The 13,585-nt window shown below is 43.7% G+C and carries 19 protein-coding genes; 18 read left to right on the top strand and 1 reads right to left on the bottom strand.

From position 1 onward, the window contains the following. The first annotated feature begins 189 nt into the window (after window positions 1-189). Entirely contained in the window at window positions 190-1,065 is an 876-nt protein-coding gene (locus NC238_17760; GenBank protein ID MCM1567757.1) for a methylenetetrahydrofolate reductase, read from the top strand. Window positions 1,066-1,383: 318 nt separating this feature from the next. Then, the gene (locus NC238_17755) at window positions 1,384-1,578 is read left to right on the top strand and encodes a hypothetical protein (GenBank protein MCM1567756.1); all 195 of its coding nucleotides are present in this window, start codon (window positions 1,384-1,386) and stop codon (window positions 1,576-1,578) included. Window positions 1,579-1,665: 87 nt separating this feature from the next. Here NC238_17755 and lexA read toward each other — a convergent pair whose 3' ends face one another. Beyond that, window positions 1,666-2,292 (bottom strand): transcriptional repressor LexA, encoded by a 627-nt coding sequence (gene lexA, locus NC238_17750; protein MCM1567755.1) that lies wholly within the window; start codon window positions 2,290-2,292, stop codon window positions 1,666-1,668. A gap of 186 nt (window positions 2,293-2,478) precedes the next feature. Between lexA and NC238_17745 the strand changes: the two genes are divergently transcribed. From NC238_17745 to NC238_17670, 16 genes are all read left to right on the top strand, one after another. Continuing rightward, entirely contained in the window at window positions 2,479-3,018 is a 540-nt protein-coding gene (locus NC238_17745; GenBank protein ID MCM1567754.1) for a hypothetical protein, read from the top strand. Between the two features lie 232 nt (window positions 3,019-3,250). Next, a complete protein-coding gene (locus NC238_17740; GenBank protein ID MCM1567753.1) occupies window positions 3,251-3,796 on the top strand; it encodes a hypothetical protein in 546 nt (181 codons plus the stop codon). A 116-nt stretch (window positions 3,797-3,912) separates the two neighbouring features. After that, window positions 3,913-4,620 carry a M23 family metallopeptidase gene (locus NC238_17735; protein ID MCM1567752.1) on the top strand — a complete coding sequence of 236 codons (708 nt, stop codon included), beginning with the start codon at window positions 3,913-3,915 and terminating at the stop codon, window positions 4,618-4,620. A 10-nt stretch (window positions 4,621-4,630) separates the two neighbouring features. Further along, window positions 4,631-5,062: a hypothetical protein gene (locus NC238_17730; GenBank protein ID MCM1567751.1), complete on the top strand. Its 432-nt coding sequence runs from the start codon at window positions 4,631-4,633 to the stop codon at window positions 5,060-5,062. 260 nt (window positions 5,063-5,322) lie between these two features. Then, the gene (locus tag NC238_17725; protein MCM1567750.1) at window positions 5,323-5,760 is read left to right on the top strand and encodes a hypothetical protein; all 438 of its coding nucleotides are present in this window, start codon (window positions 5,323-5,325) and stop codon (window positions 5,758-5,760) included. Window positions 5,761-5,858: 98 nt separating this feature from the next. Then, window positions 5,859-6,923 carry a phage tail sheath subtilisin-like domain-containing protein gene (locus NC238_17720; protein ID MCM1567749.1) on the top strand — a complete coding sequence of 355 codons (1,065 nt, stop codon included), beginning with the start codon at window positions 5,859-5,861 and terminating at the stop codon, window positions 6,921-6,923. Window positions 6,924-7,176: 253 nt separating this feature from the next. Beyond that, the gene (locus NC238_17715; GenBank protein MCM1567748.1) at window positions 7,177-7,623 is read left to right on the top strand and encodes a phage tail tube protein; all 447 of its coding nucleotides are present in this window, start codon (window positions 7,177-7,179) and stop codon (window positions 7,621-7,623) included. Window positions 7,624-7,983: 360 nt separating this feature from the next. After that, complete coding sequence (locus NC238_17710; GenBank protein ID MCM1567747.1) at window positions 7,984-8,388, top strand: hypothetical protein; 405 nt, start codon at window positions 7,984-7,986, stop codon at window positions 8,386-8,388. 267 nt (window positions 8,389-8,655) lie between these two features. Continuing rightward, a complete protein-coding gene (locus NC238_17705; GenBank protein ID MCM1567746.1) occupies window positions 8,656-9,564 on the top strand; it encodes a hypothetical protein in 909 nt (302 codons plus the stop codon). 20 nt (window positions 9,565-9,584) lie between these two features. Then, window positions 9,585-10,214: a LysM peptidoglycan-binding domain-containing protein gene (locus NC238_17700; GenBank protein MCM1567745.1), complete on the top strand. Its 630-nt coding sequence runs from the start codon at window positions 9,585-9,587 to the stop codon at window positions 10,212-10,214. Next, on the top strand, window positions 10,211-11,155 hold the full coding sequence (locus NC238_17695) for a hypothetical protein (protein MCM1567744.1): 945 nt from the start codon (window positions 10,211-10,213) through the stop codon (window positions 11,153-11,155). Before NC238_17700 ends, NC238_17695 begins: the two co-directional genes overlap by 4 nt. A 19-nt stretch (window positions 11,156-11,174) precedes the next feature. Beyond that, window positions 11,175-11,522, top strand: coding sequence for a DUF2577 domain-containing protein (locus tag NC238_17690; GenBank protein MCM1567743.1), 348 nt, complete (start codon window positions 11,175-11,177; stop codon window positions 11,520-11,522). After that, window positions 11,515-11,949, top strand: a complete 435-nt coding sequence (locus tag NC238_17685; GenBank protein ID MCM1567742.1) for a DUF2634 domain-containing protein — start codon at window positions 11,515-11,517, stop codon at window positions 11,947-11,949. Before NC238_17690 ends, NC238_17685 begins: the two co-directional genes overlap by 8 nt. Next, a complete protein-coding gene (locus tag NC238_17680; GenBank protein ID MCM1567741.1) occupies window positions 11,942-12,778 on the top strand; it encodes a baseplate J/gp47 family protein in 837 nt (278 codons plus the stop codon). The genes NC238_17685 and NC238_17680 overlap by 8 nt, the downstream gene beginning before the upstream one ends. Next, the gene (locus tag NC238_17675) at window positions 12,775-12,996 is read left to right on the top strand and encodes a hypothetical protein (protein MCM1567740.1); all 222 of its coding nucleotides are present in this window, start codon (window positions 12,775-12,777) and stop codon (window positions 12,994-12,996) included. Before NC238_17680 ends, NC238_17675 begins: the two co-directional genes overlap by 4 nt. Continuing rightward, on the top strand, window positions 12,993-13,568 hold the full coding sequence (locus tag NC238_17670) for a YmfQ family protein (protein ID MCM1567739.1): 576 nt from the start codon (window positions 12,993-12,995) through the stop codon (window positions 13,566-13,568). Before NC238_17675 ends, NC238_17670 begins: the two co-directional genes overlap by 4 nt. Window positions 13,569-13,585: the final 17 nt, after the last annotated feature.

Genomic DNA, 13,585 nt, shown 5'->3' with positions numbered 1-13,585 from the left:
CCAAAAGTAACGCTATAAAAGTATCTGCATAAAAGTATTTGTTATAAAAGTATATGCTTGCAGAAATCATCGTTCTGAATTAATATATCACTAGCAGCTGTCAATCACCATGACCTGGTAACCGCCTAAACGTTAACGCAGTATGGTTGACGCAGTAATAACAATAAAAAAATGGATAAGGAGAGAAGTATGAAAATATCTGAATTATTCAAAACCGGCAAGCCAACCTTATCTTTTGAATATTTTCCCGCACGGACGGAAAAAAATGCAGAAACCCTCGAAAAGACACTTGATGTCTTAGCAGGCCTTAATCCGAGTTTTGTTTCGGTCACCTTCGGGGCAGGTGGGTCAACAAGGGAAGGATCTTATGAACTGGTCAAGAAACTGAAGCAGGAGAAAAGGCTCGAAGTTGTTGCCTATCTCGCGGCTTATGGTTTAAGGCTGGACGAAGTGGCTGCAGTGCTGGATGCTTACCAGGACCTTGGGATTGAGAACATCCTGGCGCTGCGCGGAGATCTGGGCAAAGACGGAGCGAAGGAAATTCCTACGGATACCATTCACTACGCTTATGAGCTCGTAACGTTTGCCAAAAAGAATTATAACTTTTGCATAGGGGTAGCAGGATATCCCGAGGGTCATCTTGAGGCGCCAAGTTTGGAAAAGGATATTGAATATTTAAAGTATAAGGTGGATCAAGGCGCGGATTTTGTCATTGCCAACTTCTTTCATGACAATATTTACTTCTATCATTTGCTGGAGCGTTGCCAAAAGAGCGGCATTACCGTTCCTGTTATTCCCGGACTGATGCCTGTCTATAGTGTCAAAATGATGGAAATGCTTGCAGCAAACTGTGGCGCAACCATACCGGAACAATTGAAAAAAGGAATCGCTGCATTGCCGGAAGGTGATGCGGATGCCTTGTTGGAATTTGGTACTCAATACGCTGTGGCACAGTGCGAAGAACTCCTCCAAGAAGGAGCCTGCGGCCTCCATTTCTACACTATGGACCGCAGCGAATCAACAGCTGGTATTGTTAAAATCCTGCGAGAGAAGGGCTTGCTGTGATTGTGATCTTTGAATAGATCTTTTTATTCTATGCCGAAGATTGATCTTAGGACGAAAGTACTATCCTAAGGTCATTTTTTATGAAAATCAAGTATTTCTACAATTTTCGCAGGAAGTAAATGGTATAATTACTTTTACTCATTAAGATTTTGAGCCAAATACTAAGGGAGGAGATAACAGATAAATTTTTAGTCAATTTCAACATGAAGATCTGTCTTAACAAAATTGATATTAATAAAAAAATTATGGCTTCACGGCAGTAAAACCATTAATATTTCCTTTCATGATCTTCTTTTACATCAGGAGGAGGAAATCATTATGAAGATAAGAGTTTGGATCATTGATTGCATGGGGGAAAAAGCCAGACTCTGCCTGTCTGAGGATGACAATACGCCGGAAATATTAGCAGGACCAAAAGTCTTTGAAAATAAAAAAATGCTTGTTGAAGCAATCCTCTATTCAAAAAAGGAAGCAAGAAAATACTTATCTAGAAATGAGCTGATGGATCAATAGTCAACAGCTTATTCCCCAAACAAAAGACTTCGTTTCGAATTAAGTGAAACGAAGTCTTTTGCTTTTTTTATTCCTTTACTTCCTCTTTTAGAAGATATCTTTGATGACTTTGAACACAACGCCAACAATTTCAACATGATCAGGTTCCAACGCCCGGTAGGTAGGGTTGGCCGGTTCAAGCGTAATTCGATTATCAACATTGTAAAACCTTTTGCAGGTCACTTCTTCCCCGTTGATCCTGGCTATTACCGTCTGCCCGTTTTGGGCCGTTTGCTGTTTTCTTACCAGCACAAGGTCGCCGTTATTGATTTCTAAATCAATCATCGAATCGCCTTTAATCTTCAGGGCAAAGACCAATTCATCTTCGCGGACAAACGAACGGGGAACCGGCAAATAATCTTCAATATCTTCGAAAGGAATGGCCGGGGTTCCGGCGGGGACTCGGCCGACGATTGGAACCATAGCAAGATCAGGAATGGTATGCCCGTTATTAAAATTCGGCAGTTCGTTCATCGCAGGGTTTTTGCCCAGCAGACTATCCAGAGAGATCCCAAAAAAATCGGAGACTTTCTGCAGAAATTTATAATCCGGTTCTCTTAAACCAAGTTCATACAAAGACAAAGCTGAACGCGATACCTCCAGGTGTAAGGCCAACTGGTTCTGCGTAATTTTCTTCGTCCGGCGCAAATATTTTAAAGTTTCACCAAAACTCACATCATCACCTCTAAGAAAATATTTTACTCTACAATGAGTAGCAATTCAATAGGACAAAATATAAATAACAACATAAAATTCCAAAAATAGAAGTTGACTGCTACGCAATGTAGCAATATAATTAATATACGCTTTGAATTAAAGCGTAAGGACATTTGGTTGCGAGCAAAAAAGGGGTGTGAGGCTTTGCAAAAATCACAGATGACAGACACGGAGAACATGCTGAAAAATTACTATCGAAGCTTGAATGAACTGTGGGTAAAAAAGGCGATTATTGAAAACCTTAGAAAAAATGCTAATGAGATCAGGAATATTTTGCTGGATGTCAACGAACTGGTACCTTCCAGAGGGATTGTTACACAATATATGGCTGTTTCAGGCGGTTGTGTGTACGTTTGCGACAGGTCTGCGCAAAACTATTATGAATTTACTTCATCCGTAGAAAAATTTGAGAAGAGATTAGCCGCGTTACTACACCGCGGTGTCAAACTGAAGAGTCAGATCATCTATCTTGAATCAGCCATTGAAGGGATCACTTATGCCTTAAGTCTACTTGATCCTGTTGACCGAACAATATGTGAGAAGTGTTACGGCCTTAAGGAGTACAGCAATCTTCAAATTGCCAAAGAACTTCGGATGGACGAAAAAACGATTCGGTACAGAAGGAAAAAAATTAATCAGAAACTCAACCTTTTCCTGCAGGATTGTTTGTGTGTGAATCAATAACGAGAACCTGTCAGCCCTGAACCTTATATACCCTGGCGGCAGATTTCTCGTAATACCGCGTTGTCGTCATTATATAATAATTTTAGGGTTGACAAGGTGCTAGACATGCAAAGAGATTTCCGAATTTTTTCCTGGCTTTTGCCGAATTAATCCTTGAAAATAACGTATGCTTATTACAGTGGAAGTATTCTCCATAAAGAACATACAGGAACAACCGGAGAGGAGGGTGAACATGAACGACACCGCTATGAAAGGTATGGAAGCCGCCTTGCGAAGCTATTACCGGAAATTAGATGAACGGCAGGTCAAGAAAAGAGCTTTGGAAGCGGTGGAAAAAAACGCCGAAGATATCAGAAGAATATTATTGGATGTAAATCAGCTTATTCCTTCGAAAGGAACAGTATCGAGTTATCGCCCCGTCACGGGAGGAGGAAGCGGCTTGGTCTGTGATCCAACTGCGCAAGCTTATGCGGAATTTACACGCTCCATGGAAAGATCGCAAAGGGAGCTTGTGGTTTTGCTTGAAAAAAAGATTAGGCTAAAAATGGAGATCATGCATCTGGAATCTTCCATTGAGGGAATTGGTTTTGCGCTGAACTTGCTGGATCCTGTGGAACGGATGATTTGTGAACAGTATTATGGTTTAAAAAGAAAAAGTAATTTGCAAATCGGACTGGCGTTGAATATGGACGAAAAGACCATAAGATATCGCCGGAAAAATATTAACCAGAAACTCAGCGATTATTTGAAGGTAAAACACCTCGTTAAATCCGGCTAATAGCACAAGAATGAGACAAGCCACATATTATGCATAAGACCTGAGACTTTATGAATATTTATCTAATAAAGGACAGGTCTTATTTTCTTTGGTCTATCGGAAAGGTGGGAAAGCGGATGATGCCTTTAAAGTCAGCAAGCGTATCTTACCCCTATGGTGTCAAAAATAGTGTATATGGTAAAGGCTATCACGAGGGAATTGATCTGGTCTCAGAAAATAGAGCCATATATGTTGCTGTTGCGGGCGCTGTCATTAAGGCAGTCTATGCCGGTGGTCAGGGTGCAGATCCGGCAGGGTGGGGAAATTACGTTATCCTGAGAACCAGGAATGGCAATTACGATTTGATCCATGCCCATCTTGCCTCCGTGAAGGTGAGTCGCGGACAGACAGTCAATGAAGGTACCATTCTCGGTATGATGGGCAGAACCGGAAACACCACCGGCCCTCATCTTCATTTTGAGGTCAGAAGAGCGCCCTGGACAAACAATAACGAAATTAATCCAGCTGTTTTTCTGGGGATAGAGAACAAAGAAGGACCTGTAAAAAATATTTCTGCGAATTCAAGTGAGGAGGGAAAAAAGGTGGTTCAAAACATTATTTTATGCAATCCGGGCCCCGATGAAAGAGCAGCAGCTTATCTGGCAGATCATTTAAAGGCACCGGTATGTTACCTCGCAAATGTGACGAAAGAGTTCATTGACTGTGCAGAAAAAGTCTATGTGATCGGCAACGATTATCAAGCAGCAGAAAAATCAATTAATATCATTGGTGCGGACCGTTACGATACCTGCCAAAAAGTGCTTGATATCTGTAAAGGCAAGTAAGGAGGAAATTATGGATACGATTACACTACCCCAGACTTTTTTTACCCTGCAGGATCTTTCATCGCTCGGCGGCACGGTAATCGCTGTCTACGTCATTGTATCTTTTCTGAAAGATTACCTGAAAATATTGGGAAAGAGGATTTCCAAAGACGGGTCAGGGGACTGGATCGTGCGTCCGTCCTCTGTCCTGATTTCCTTCCTGATTATCATTTGGACACTGGTCATTCGAGTAGAAGTTAGTGGCGAAAACATTGGTTTGGCCGTCATCAATGCTTTTCTTGTCGCGTTGATTGCCGGAGCGGCCCATGACTATATTGTGGCTCCAACGAAGGAGAAAGCTGTTTTGCAGGCTATGGACAAAGAAAATTTGAAAAATGATCTTGAAAGACAAGGATCATCTGAGGCAAAAAACATATCTAATTCAAATAACATATCTGGATAAAAGGTTTCTAACGGATAAAGTTTTCCGAATTTTTTCCGGGTATTTGCCGATTTTGAAGCAAAATTTCGGGTATGCTGAGTACAGTAAGAATCACATCAAACATAGTTTGGCACTTAATTGGAACGTCCTTGTAAGGGCGTTTTTATTTTAAGTCTCTAAAACGGAGTGCCGGAGACGGCGGGTATGATGCAATCCAGAAGGCAGGGAGGGGCCGGAGTGCATAAAATATAGATTTGGTAGAAAGGAGGTAAGAACAAAAAATGCAAGCAATCATTGATGCAGTCAGCAGTCTGGTCCAGACCGCTTATCCGGATTATGACATCTATCTAGAAGAAATGCAGGAAGGTTTTAGCAGACCTTCTTTTTCTGTGGTCTTTATTCAGGAAACACAGACAGATAAAAACCAGCATTTTTATGCCCGAAACATTATTTTATATGTCATTTTTAATGCGGCATTGAATGCCAATAACAACCCTGACAAAGCGATGCAGTATACAGTCTACGAAAACATTCGGGAGTTATTCAGCAGCGGCTTCTTTAGTATCGGAGACAGGAAAATCAAGATTCGGCAAATCACCGGAGGACCGAAAGGAAAAGAAATTTATCTTGGATTTAACCTAGATACTACCGAAAGTAGACCGGAACCTTCCGGACAGACTGAGCTAGCGGGAAGTGTGCAGATTCAGTTTGATATGTGAACATGTTCTTGAGATGGTATAAACGTTTTTAATTGTAACCTATTTTAATTAAAGTAGTCAGATTGATGAAATTGGAAATAAAAAAGGAGGCAAAAAATATGCCATTACCCAAAATCAACATTCTATTTCAGGAGGCTGCAAATACAGCCATCCTCCGAGGAGAGCGCGGAATTGTGGCACTAATCCTGAAAGATAGTGTCCACAATGGAGCCAATGTCTACGAAACGAGCAGTGATATTCCCGCAGATCTCAGCACCGCGAACAAGGAACAACTTCAGCTGGCTTTAACCGGCGGGGTGAATCCGCCGTTGAAGCTTTTGGTCTATATCCTGCCAACCACAGCCGAGAATTACACGGATGCTCAGACCTATTTGGAAGGGTCGCAATGGAACTATCTAGCAGTCCCTGGGATCAGCTCTGCTGATGCAGCTTCGATGGCAACCTGGCTCAAAGGCTTAAGAGGCACACAAAACCTCAGAGTCAAAGTCGTTCTGCCGAATGCAGCTGCCGACCACGAAGGAATTATCAATTTTGCCACAGATAGTATCGTGATCGGCGGATCCACATACAGCGCGGCAAATTATTGCTCCAGGATTGCTGGAATTTTGGCAGGAAATCCGCTTTCAATCAGTTCGACGTTCCAGGTCTTGTCCGAAGTTGACGATGTTCCGCATTTAACAAACAGTCAGTTTGACACGGCGATCGATGCCGGGAAACTGATGCTGATGAATGATGGAGAAAAGGTGAAGATTGCGCGCGCTGTCAACAGTCTGACCACGACGACTGCGGATAAAGGTGCAGCCTTTAAGAAGATCAAGCTTGTGGACATCATGGATATGATCTATGCCGATATTAAGAAGACCACGAATGATGCGTATATTGGGAAACTGCCTAATACTTACGACAATAAATGCCTGCTGATTACCGCGATCCGGGCCTACTACGAATCTCTGGAAAACCAGCAGCTGCTGGACCGCGGGAAAAATTCTGTCGATATCGACATTGCCGCCCAGAAAACTTACCTGCAGTCCGTTGGGGTAGATACCAGTACAATGACAGATCAGCAAATCAAAGAGGCCAATACCGGAGACAAGATCTTCCTTTCCGGACCGATCAAAATCGTCGATGCGATCGAAGATTTCGAACTGAAAATCAGCATCTAAGTGAATTATTTGATAACTTTATTACATCAAAGATACGGTAGCTTTGCTTGGCATAGTCTCCATAATGGATGGCCGCTTTCGGCTGTTGTGCCATCCGTGGCACAAAAAGCCGTGCTTCGCATCGTGCTCCGCTTAACGCTGGCTATCCATTACGGAGACCTAGTCTGGGAGAGTGAAAGCTTCTCTAGTCAACGCACCAAGTGAGTTTACCAGTTAAATAATATTTAGAAAAAAGACAAGGGAGGAAAATAATATGGCACTGAGTCCTGAAAGAATTATAAACGGAACTCACGGCGAAGTTTGGCTGGATGATGAAAAGGTGGCAGAATGCAGCGGCCTTCAGGCCAAGATTAATCTGATGAAAAGTGATGTCCAGATCTGCGGCCGAATGGCGAAAGGATATAAGGTCACCGGATGGGAAGGCAAAGGAAGCCTGAAGCTGCATAAGGTTTCCAGCCGGATGATCAATAAGATCGCGCAGGACATAAAAAATGGCAAGGGGACCATCTGTACGATTGTTTCCAAGCTGGCGGACCCCGATGCCTATGGCTCGGAACGTGTCGCCCTAAAGAATGTGATGTTTGACGAAGTATCCCTGGCCGACTGGGAAGCAGGGAAAAACGGCGAGGAGACGATTCCGTTTACCTTCAGTGATTTTGATTTGCTGGATGTGATTGATCCGGGGATGGTTCAAGGGTAAGCAGAGTTACAAGTTTTTTTGGTCAATCATATTTACATCAAAGATACAGTAGTTTTTGCTTGAGATAGTCTCCATAATGGATGGCCGCTTTCGGTCGTTGTGTCATCCGTGACACAAAACCCCGCGCTTCGCATCGTGCTCCGCTTGTCGCTGGCCATCCATTACGGAGACCTAATCTAGGGATAGTGATAGTTGTAACTTTGGGATCGTCCTGCTAGAAGAGATTTGCCTGCTCAGCAGCCACGCTGATTGATGCGAGTTAATGCTGGGCAGAGTTTATCTTGTATACGCTGAACTTTGAACCAAGCAAAACTAAGTCTCAAAGTTTTAAAAGTATAAATCAGAAAGGAATCAAAAGAAATGAATACATTGGAGCTGTTGTTAAAAGCAGATACAGATCAATTTAAGCTTCCAACCCGGAAGGTGGAAATTCCCAGACTGTCTGCTCTATTTGGCGGCCAGGCGGTATTTACCTGTCAAGCGTTGTCGCCGTCTAAATACAATGAAATCCAGGAAGCTGCTGCTGACTTTACCAATGGCCAGATTCAGGGGATCGACATGGGAGAAGTCCAGATGGCCACGGTACTGGCGGGAATCATTGAGCCAAATCTGAAGGATAAAGCGCTGATGGCCCATTTTAAAGTCCCCACACCGGCTGAGCTGGTTAAAAAGCTGCTGCTTCCGGGGGAGATTGTAACGATTTTCAATGTTATTTCCGAAATCAGCGGCTTCGGAGACGACGTGATTAAAGAAATAAAAAACTAATCAGCACGGATGGCTGGGCAGAAATGTTGTACTACTATTGGGTGACCAAAGGCATCCGTCCATCTGTGCTCGTCTCGCTGCCGTACGGGGAGAAGATTGTGATTAGAGCGTTTTATGAGAGGGAGATTCGGGAATTAAAAGTTGAACAATAAATAATACCTTGGATTATCAACGTTTATGCCAGAAAACGAGAGATACTCTTAATGCTGAAATTATTTATTGTTAAAAATAATGCTTTATAGAACAATTGAAAGCTAGGTGATTATTTTGCAAGATACAACTATTTTAAGGGGGAATTTTTTACAGGAATTAAGCAAAGGTCAGAAATATCGCAGTAACCTGATAAATTCTAATCCATATTTTAATCGCTATGCGTTATACAATAATACTGAAAACCAAAAAATTAAATCTCCTTCTCAAAATAAACAATCTAAACCGACGTATTTAGGTAGCTTTATCATTGATAATATACAAAGAATGTATTCTATCTTTGACGATTGGCTTTCTGAAACCGCTTTAAAAGAACTGAAAAAATCCCAAAAATTTTTTGTGAAAGGTCATACTAAACCGTTAACTATTCTTCCACAAATAATGTATGAGATAGCTACGGCAAAAAAGGAAAAAGGCACACTTGGATTTAGGGACAAACTTGAAATTTTCGGAAAGGTTGGATTAAAATCTATATTTGAAGGAATTTTTTCAAGGTTAGTAAAACAAATGATAAAACAAATTCCCAAAATATTAGTGGGGAGACTGGGAACGCTAGGTGCTTCCCTTGGGTTTGCAGGATTATTAGGCAGCCTTGCAGTGAATCCCTTAGCGCTAGCGGTCATATCAGTTGTTGTCGGATCAATTGCTGCAACAATAATAGATAATTTGCTACAAAAACTATTTAATTCAACAGGGATAGAAGTTGTTGGTCAAGGGAAAAAAAATAAAACGAAACAATTTGCCATCGGCATTCCCCGCGTCCCTTATGATAACTATCCTGCACTCCTGCATGAGGGCGAATCTGTTCTTACGAAAAGGGAAACCAACAATATGCGTTCCGGTTTTGGTTTGGTCAGTATTGCCAAACTCTCGGATACGATTATCGTCCGTGAGGACGCCGATATTGATCGGATCGCTAATGCCCTGGTCAGCAATATCAAGATGACAGCTCTAAACATGGCTTAGCAGTCAGGAGGTGAAAAGCTATGGAATTTTGGCTCAAAAACTACAATAATACGGAGACACTGCAGCTTCCAGTTCCACCATCTTCCTTTGATATTACTCAGGGTAATCTTAATACAACGGTTAACATACAGGATGCCGGGGAAATCAACCTGATTGGCAAAGAAAAGCTGGCGACGATCACCTTGAACTCTTTCTTTCCAAAGGAAGCGTATTATTTTTGCCAGTATAGCGGATTCCCGTCTCCTTATGACTGTGTCAGCCGCATTGAAAGCTGGCGGAAGTCCGGAAAACCGGTCAGACTGATTATTACCTCTACGGACATCAATATTTCGGCGTCCATAGAGAGATTTCAGTACGGCGAAAAGGGAGAAGGTACCGGAGATGTTTATTTCACACTTGAACTGAAGGAATATCGGCAAATCACTGCGCAGACGGAATCAATAACATCTTCGACAAGTCCATCGCAATCCCAAAACTCCAGATCATCCGACAGAAATGTGCCCTCATCCTACACCGTAAAATCGGGAGATACTTTGTGGGCTATTGCCAAAAGGTTCTATGGCAATGGGGCAAAGTATCCGACTCTGGCAGCGAAGAATAACATCAAAAATCCAAGTCTGATCTATGCTGGGCAGGTGCTGAAGCTATGAAAATCTATTTGATTGAACCCAGCCAAAGGACCGACATTACCCAATTGACCAAAAAAATTGTCTGGAGCGGGGATGAAAAACAGGCAGCCCGAAAGATGGAACTTGAAGTGACCGCCTCAACGGATGAAAACATCCCGAAAATAAGCTTAAGCCCGGGCAACATGCTCAAACTGTTGGATGATAACGGAGAAGAGCTGTTTGCAGGGGTTATTTTTTACCAGGAAAGATCCAGGTCAAATCATATGATCCGCGTAATGGCCTATGACAGCCTGATCTACTTACTAAAATCCAAAGCAACCTATAACTTTAAGAAGACTACGGCTGAATCAATTGCAGCCAGGATCGCCAGTGATTTCCTTCTCGCGGTCGGGGAGCTCAAGAAAACCGGTATTATCCAAAACCTGCTTGTCAATGCGCAAAGTCCGTATGAGATTATTACAGCGGCTTACACAGCAGCGGGTAAGCAAACCGGCAAAAAATACAACGTCCAAATGCAGAATGGAAAGTTGTCCGTACTCGAAAAAGGGACGATTACAGCATCCCTAGTTATTGGGTCGAATCTGAATATTACGGATGCCACTTATTCTGAAAGCATTGAAAATATGATCAACCGGGTCATGATCTATAACGATAACGGAGACAGTCTGGGTAAAGTCGAGAGCCAGGAATGGATGAAGAAATACGGTGTTCTTCAGGAAATTTATCAAAAGGAAGCCGGCAGCGATCCAAAAACTGTAGCGAAAAACATGCTGAAAGGATTGGAACGGGACGGAAATATTTCCGTCCTGGGGAACAGTGAATGTCTTACCGGTAAATCAGTAAAGATTATAGAACCGTTTACAGGACTCAAGGGGTTGTTTGAAATCGCGACGGATGCCCATACCTGGCAGGATGGCAGCTATATGATGGACCTCGGGCTGAAATTCAGCAATATCGAATAAGCAAACAAGGAGGACCAACATGGAACCGAAGAACCCTTATTCAGAATTGGTAATGCTGATGCAGGCCCAGGGAGCAAAATATAATCCGCCCTATATCCGTGTCGGCCAGGTGACGAATCCGCCGCCGAAGCTCCGGATCAAAATGGGCGACCTTCAGCTCGATCAGGAAAACCTGCTGATCTCCGATGTTCTGCTTGACCATGATCGGCAGGCTACCCTTAATGCAACTGAAGGCTATGGGGAAACCACCGAGGGTGTGCTTCAGGTTGGGAACTGTCTGCAAAAAGGATCTTTTGTTGCTTTGCTTCCTTTGGAAAAAGAACAAACCTATATCGTTTTAAGCAAGGTGGTGACCCCAAATGGGTGAGTTAATTTTCCCATTTATCCTGGGAACTGTTACATCAGAAAATGCCACAGCAAGTAATCAAACAACCATACCAAGGGAATACGCCTGGGATTTCGACCGCGACTGTTTTCAATTGGTCGACGGAAAGCTAAGCACCGTAACCGGGCAGGATGCAGTGAAAACCTGGGCCATGAAAGCCTTACGTGTGCCAAGGTACAGATATTTGGCTTATTCCTGGAATTACGGCCATGAACTGGAGGATCTTTTTGGCCAAAGTTTAAGCAAAGAGGCGGCCTTGAGTGAAGCGAAGCGGTACATTTCAGAGGCCTTGCTGGTCAATCCGCATATCCGAGATATTAAAAATTTAAAGGTCAATTTGGAGGAAACGACATTGAAAGTGTCGTGCAGCCTTATAACCGACGATGGGGAGGTGAATGTTGTTGTTTGAAGCACAAACTTATGAGGAAATACTGCAAAGACTGAAAAACAAAGTACCTTCCGGGATGGATACTTCGGAAGGCAGTTTTATCCATGATACTTTATCACCTGCAGCCCTGGAGATTGCCCAGCTGTATACCAATCTGGATTTGGTTTTGACTCTGGCTTTTGCACAGACGACCAGCGGGCAGTATCTTGATTACCGGGCTGACGAGCGCGGACTAACCAGAAAAAGTGCGCTGAAAGCTGCCGGAATTGTCAAAGTCTCAGGGAATCCGGGTGTGGCAATCGGCAAGAGTATTATCTTTTTGACCGAAGGCGGGATTGAATTTGAATCGACGGAAGCGGCTATCATTCAGGAAAATGGGTCTGCCAATATTCCAATTCAGGCTGTAGAAGCGGGTATCACAGGAAATATTCCTGCTGGGGCAGTCAAAACAGTGCAGATCGCTCAGCAGGGAGTCACGGAAATCACCAATGAAAGCGCGATAACCGGAGGGACAGATCAGGAAAGCGATGAAGACCTTCTTTCCAGGCTATTACTAAAAGTACGGAATCCGGCAACGAGCGGCAATGCAGCCCATTACCAGCAGTGGGCAGGAGAGGTCACAGGGGTAGGCGATGCTAAGGTTTTTCCATTATGGGATGGAGCCGGGACAGTAAAAGTCATTATCGTAGATTCGGAGAAAACACCGGCTGAACCAGAGATTGTGGCAGCCGCGGCTACGCATATCGAGTCAATGAGACCGGTCGGGGCGGAGGTGACGGTCGAATCCGCTGCCGGAGTCGATATCAATGTGGCGGCGACTGTCACCCTGGCGGAAATCTGGAACAAGTGACAGCATCTTTTCGGGCACTATTAACTGAGCATCTGAAAGACATTGCGTTCAAACAGGATTATGTCAGTTTTGCCAGGATCGGTAGCACACTGCTTGAGACGCCCGGGATACTGGACCATACCGGACTTACGGTTAACGGCGGAACAGCAAATATTGTGATCGGCACAACCTTTAATAATTGCCGGGTTGCTATAGCCGGGACGGTGACGCTGGCATGAGTGACCGGACAGCCATCGTCAAAACCTATCTTCCTAACTGGCTAACGGAGAAAGAGCCAATCAAATCGGTATTGGAGTCCCTTGGACAGGATACCGGAGTGGCGGAAGACACCATCAAGGATGTTCTTTCCCAATGCTTTGTTGATACCGCTACCTGGGGGATCAAATACTGGGAAGAGTACCTTGATATACCTGTAAATGAAAGCAAACCGTTAAGCTACAGGCAAAGTGTTATCAAATCCAAACTTAGGGGTGCCGGTACGACCACCGCTGCGTTGATCGAAGCAACGGCCGAAAGCTACCAAAACGGGAATGTCGATGTCCTGGAACTTCCAGGGCAGAACAAAGTGCAGATCAAGTTTACCGGTATTTACGGTATTCCCCCAAATATGTCCGATTTTCAGCCAGCGATTAATCGGGTCATTCCAGCGCACCTCATGGTCGAGTATCTGTATACGTATCTGACTTGGTCAGCGTTGAATGGGGCAGGGCTAACCTGGGGGGGGCTGGATGCAGCCCAATTCACCTGGGCGGAATTTGAAACCTGGAATCCGGAGCAGGAACCAATCTAAAGTGAACAATAAAGGAT

It is taken from the genome of Dehalobacter sp., from assembly GCA_023667845.1.
Classification (GTDB): domain Bacteria; phylum Bacillota; class Desulfitobacteriia; order Desulfitobacteriales; family Syntrophobotulaceae; genus Dehalobacter.
The sequence above is the reverse complement of the archived record's forward strand: the minus strand, read 5'-3'. Positions and strand labels throughout refer to the sequence as shown.

Coding starts and splice junctions, on each gene's coding strand:
- NC238_17725 (MCM1567750.1), top strand. CDS start 5,323: ATGCAAGCAATCATTGATGCAGTCAGCAGTCTGGTCCAGACCGCTTAT.
- NC238_17670 (MCM1567739.1), top strand. CDS start 12,993: ATGAGTGACCGGACAGCCATCGTCAAAACCTATCTTCCTAACTGGCTA.
- NC238_17740 (MCM1567753.1), top strand. CDS start 3,251: ATGAACGACACCGCTATGAAAGGTATGGAAGCCGCCTTGCGAAGCTAT.
- NC238_17690 (MCM1567743.1), top strand. CDS start 11,175: ATGGAACCGAAGAACCCTTATTCAGAATTGGTAATGCTGATGCAGGCC.
- NC238_17720 (MCM1567749.1), top strand. CDS start 5,859: ATGCCATTACCCAAAATCAACATTCTATTTCAGGAGGCTGCAAATACA.
- NC238_17685 (MCM1567742.1), top strand. CDS start 11,515: ATGGGTGAGTTAATTTTCCCATTTATCCTGGGAACTGTTACATCAGAA.
- NC238_17695 (MCM1567744.1), top strand. CDS start 10,211: ATGAAAATCTATTTGATTGAACCCAGCCAAAGGACCGACATTACCCAA.
- NC238_17730 (MCM1567751.1), top strand. CDS start 4,631: ATGGATACGATTACACTACCCCAGACTTTTTTTACCCTGCAGGATCTT.
- NC238_17715 (MCM1567748.1), top strand. CDS start 7,177: ATGGCACTGAGTCCTGAAAGAATTATAAACGGAACTCACGGCGAAGTT.
- NC238_17700 (MCM1567745.1), top strand. CDS start 9,585: ATGGAATTTTGGCTCAAAAACTACAATAATACGGAGACACTGCAGCTT.
- NC238_17710 (MCM1567747.1), top strand. CDS start 7,984: ATGAATACATTGGAGCTGTTGTTAAAAGCAGATACAGATCAATTTAAG.
- NC238_17735 (MCM1567752.1), top strand. CDS start 3,913: ATGATGCCTTTAAAGTCAGCAAGCGTATCTTACCCCTATGGTGTCAAA.
- NC238_17755 (MCM1567756.1), top strand. CDS start 1,384: ATGAAGATAAGAGTTTGGATCATTGATTGCATGGGGGAAAAAGCCAGA.
- NC238_17760 (MCM1567757.1), top strand. CDS start 190: ATGAAAATATCTGAATTATTCAAAACCGGCAAGCCAACCTTATCTTTT.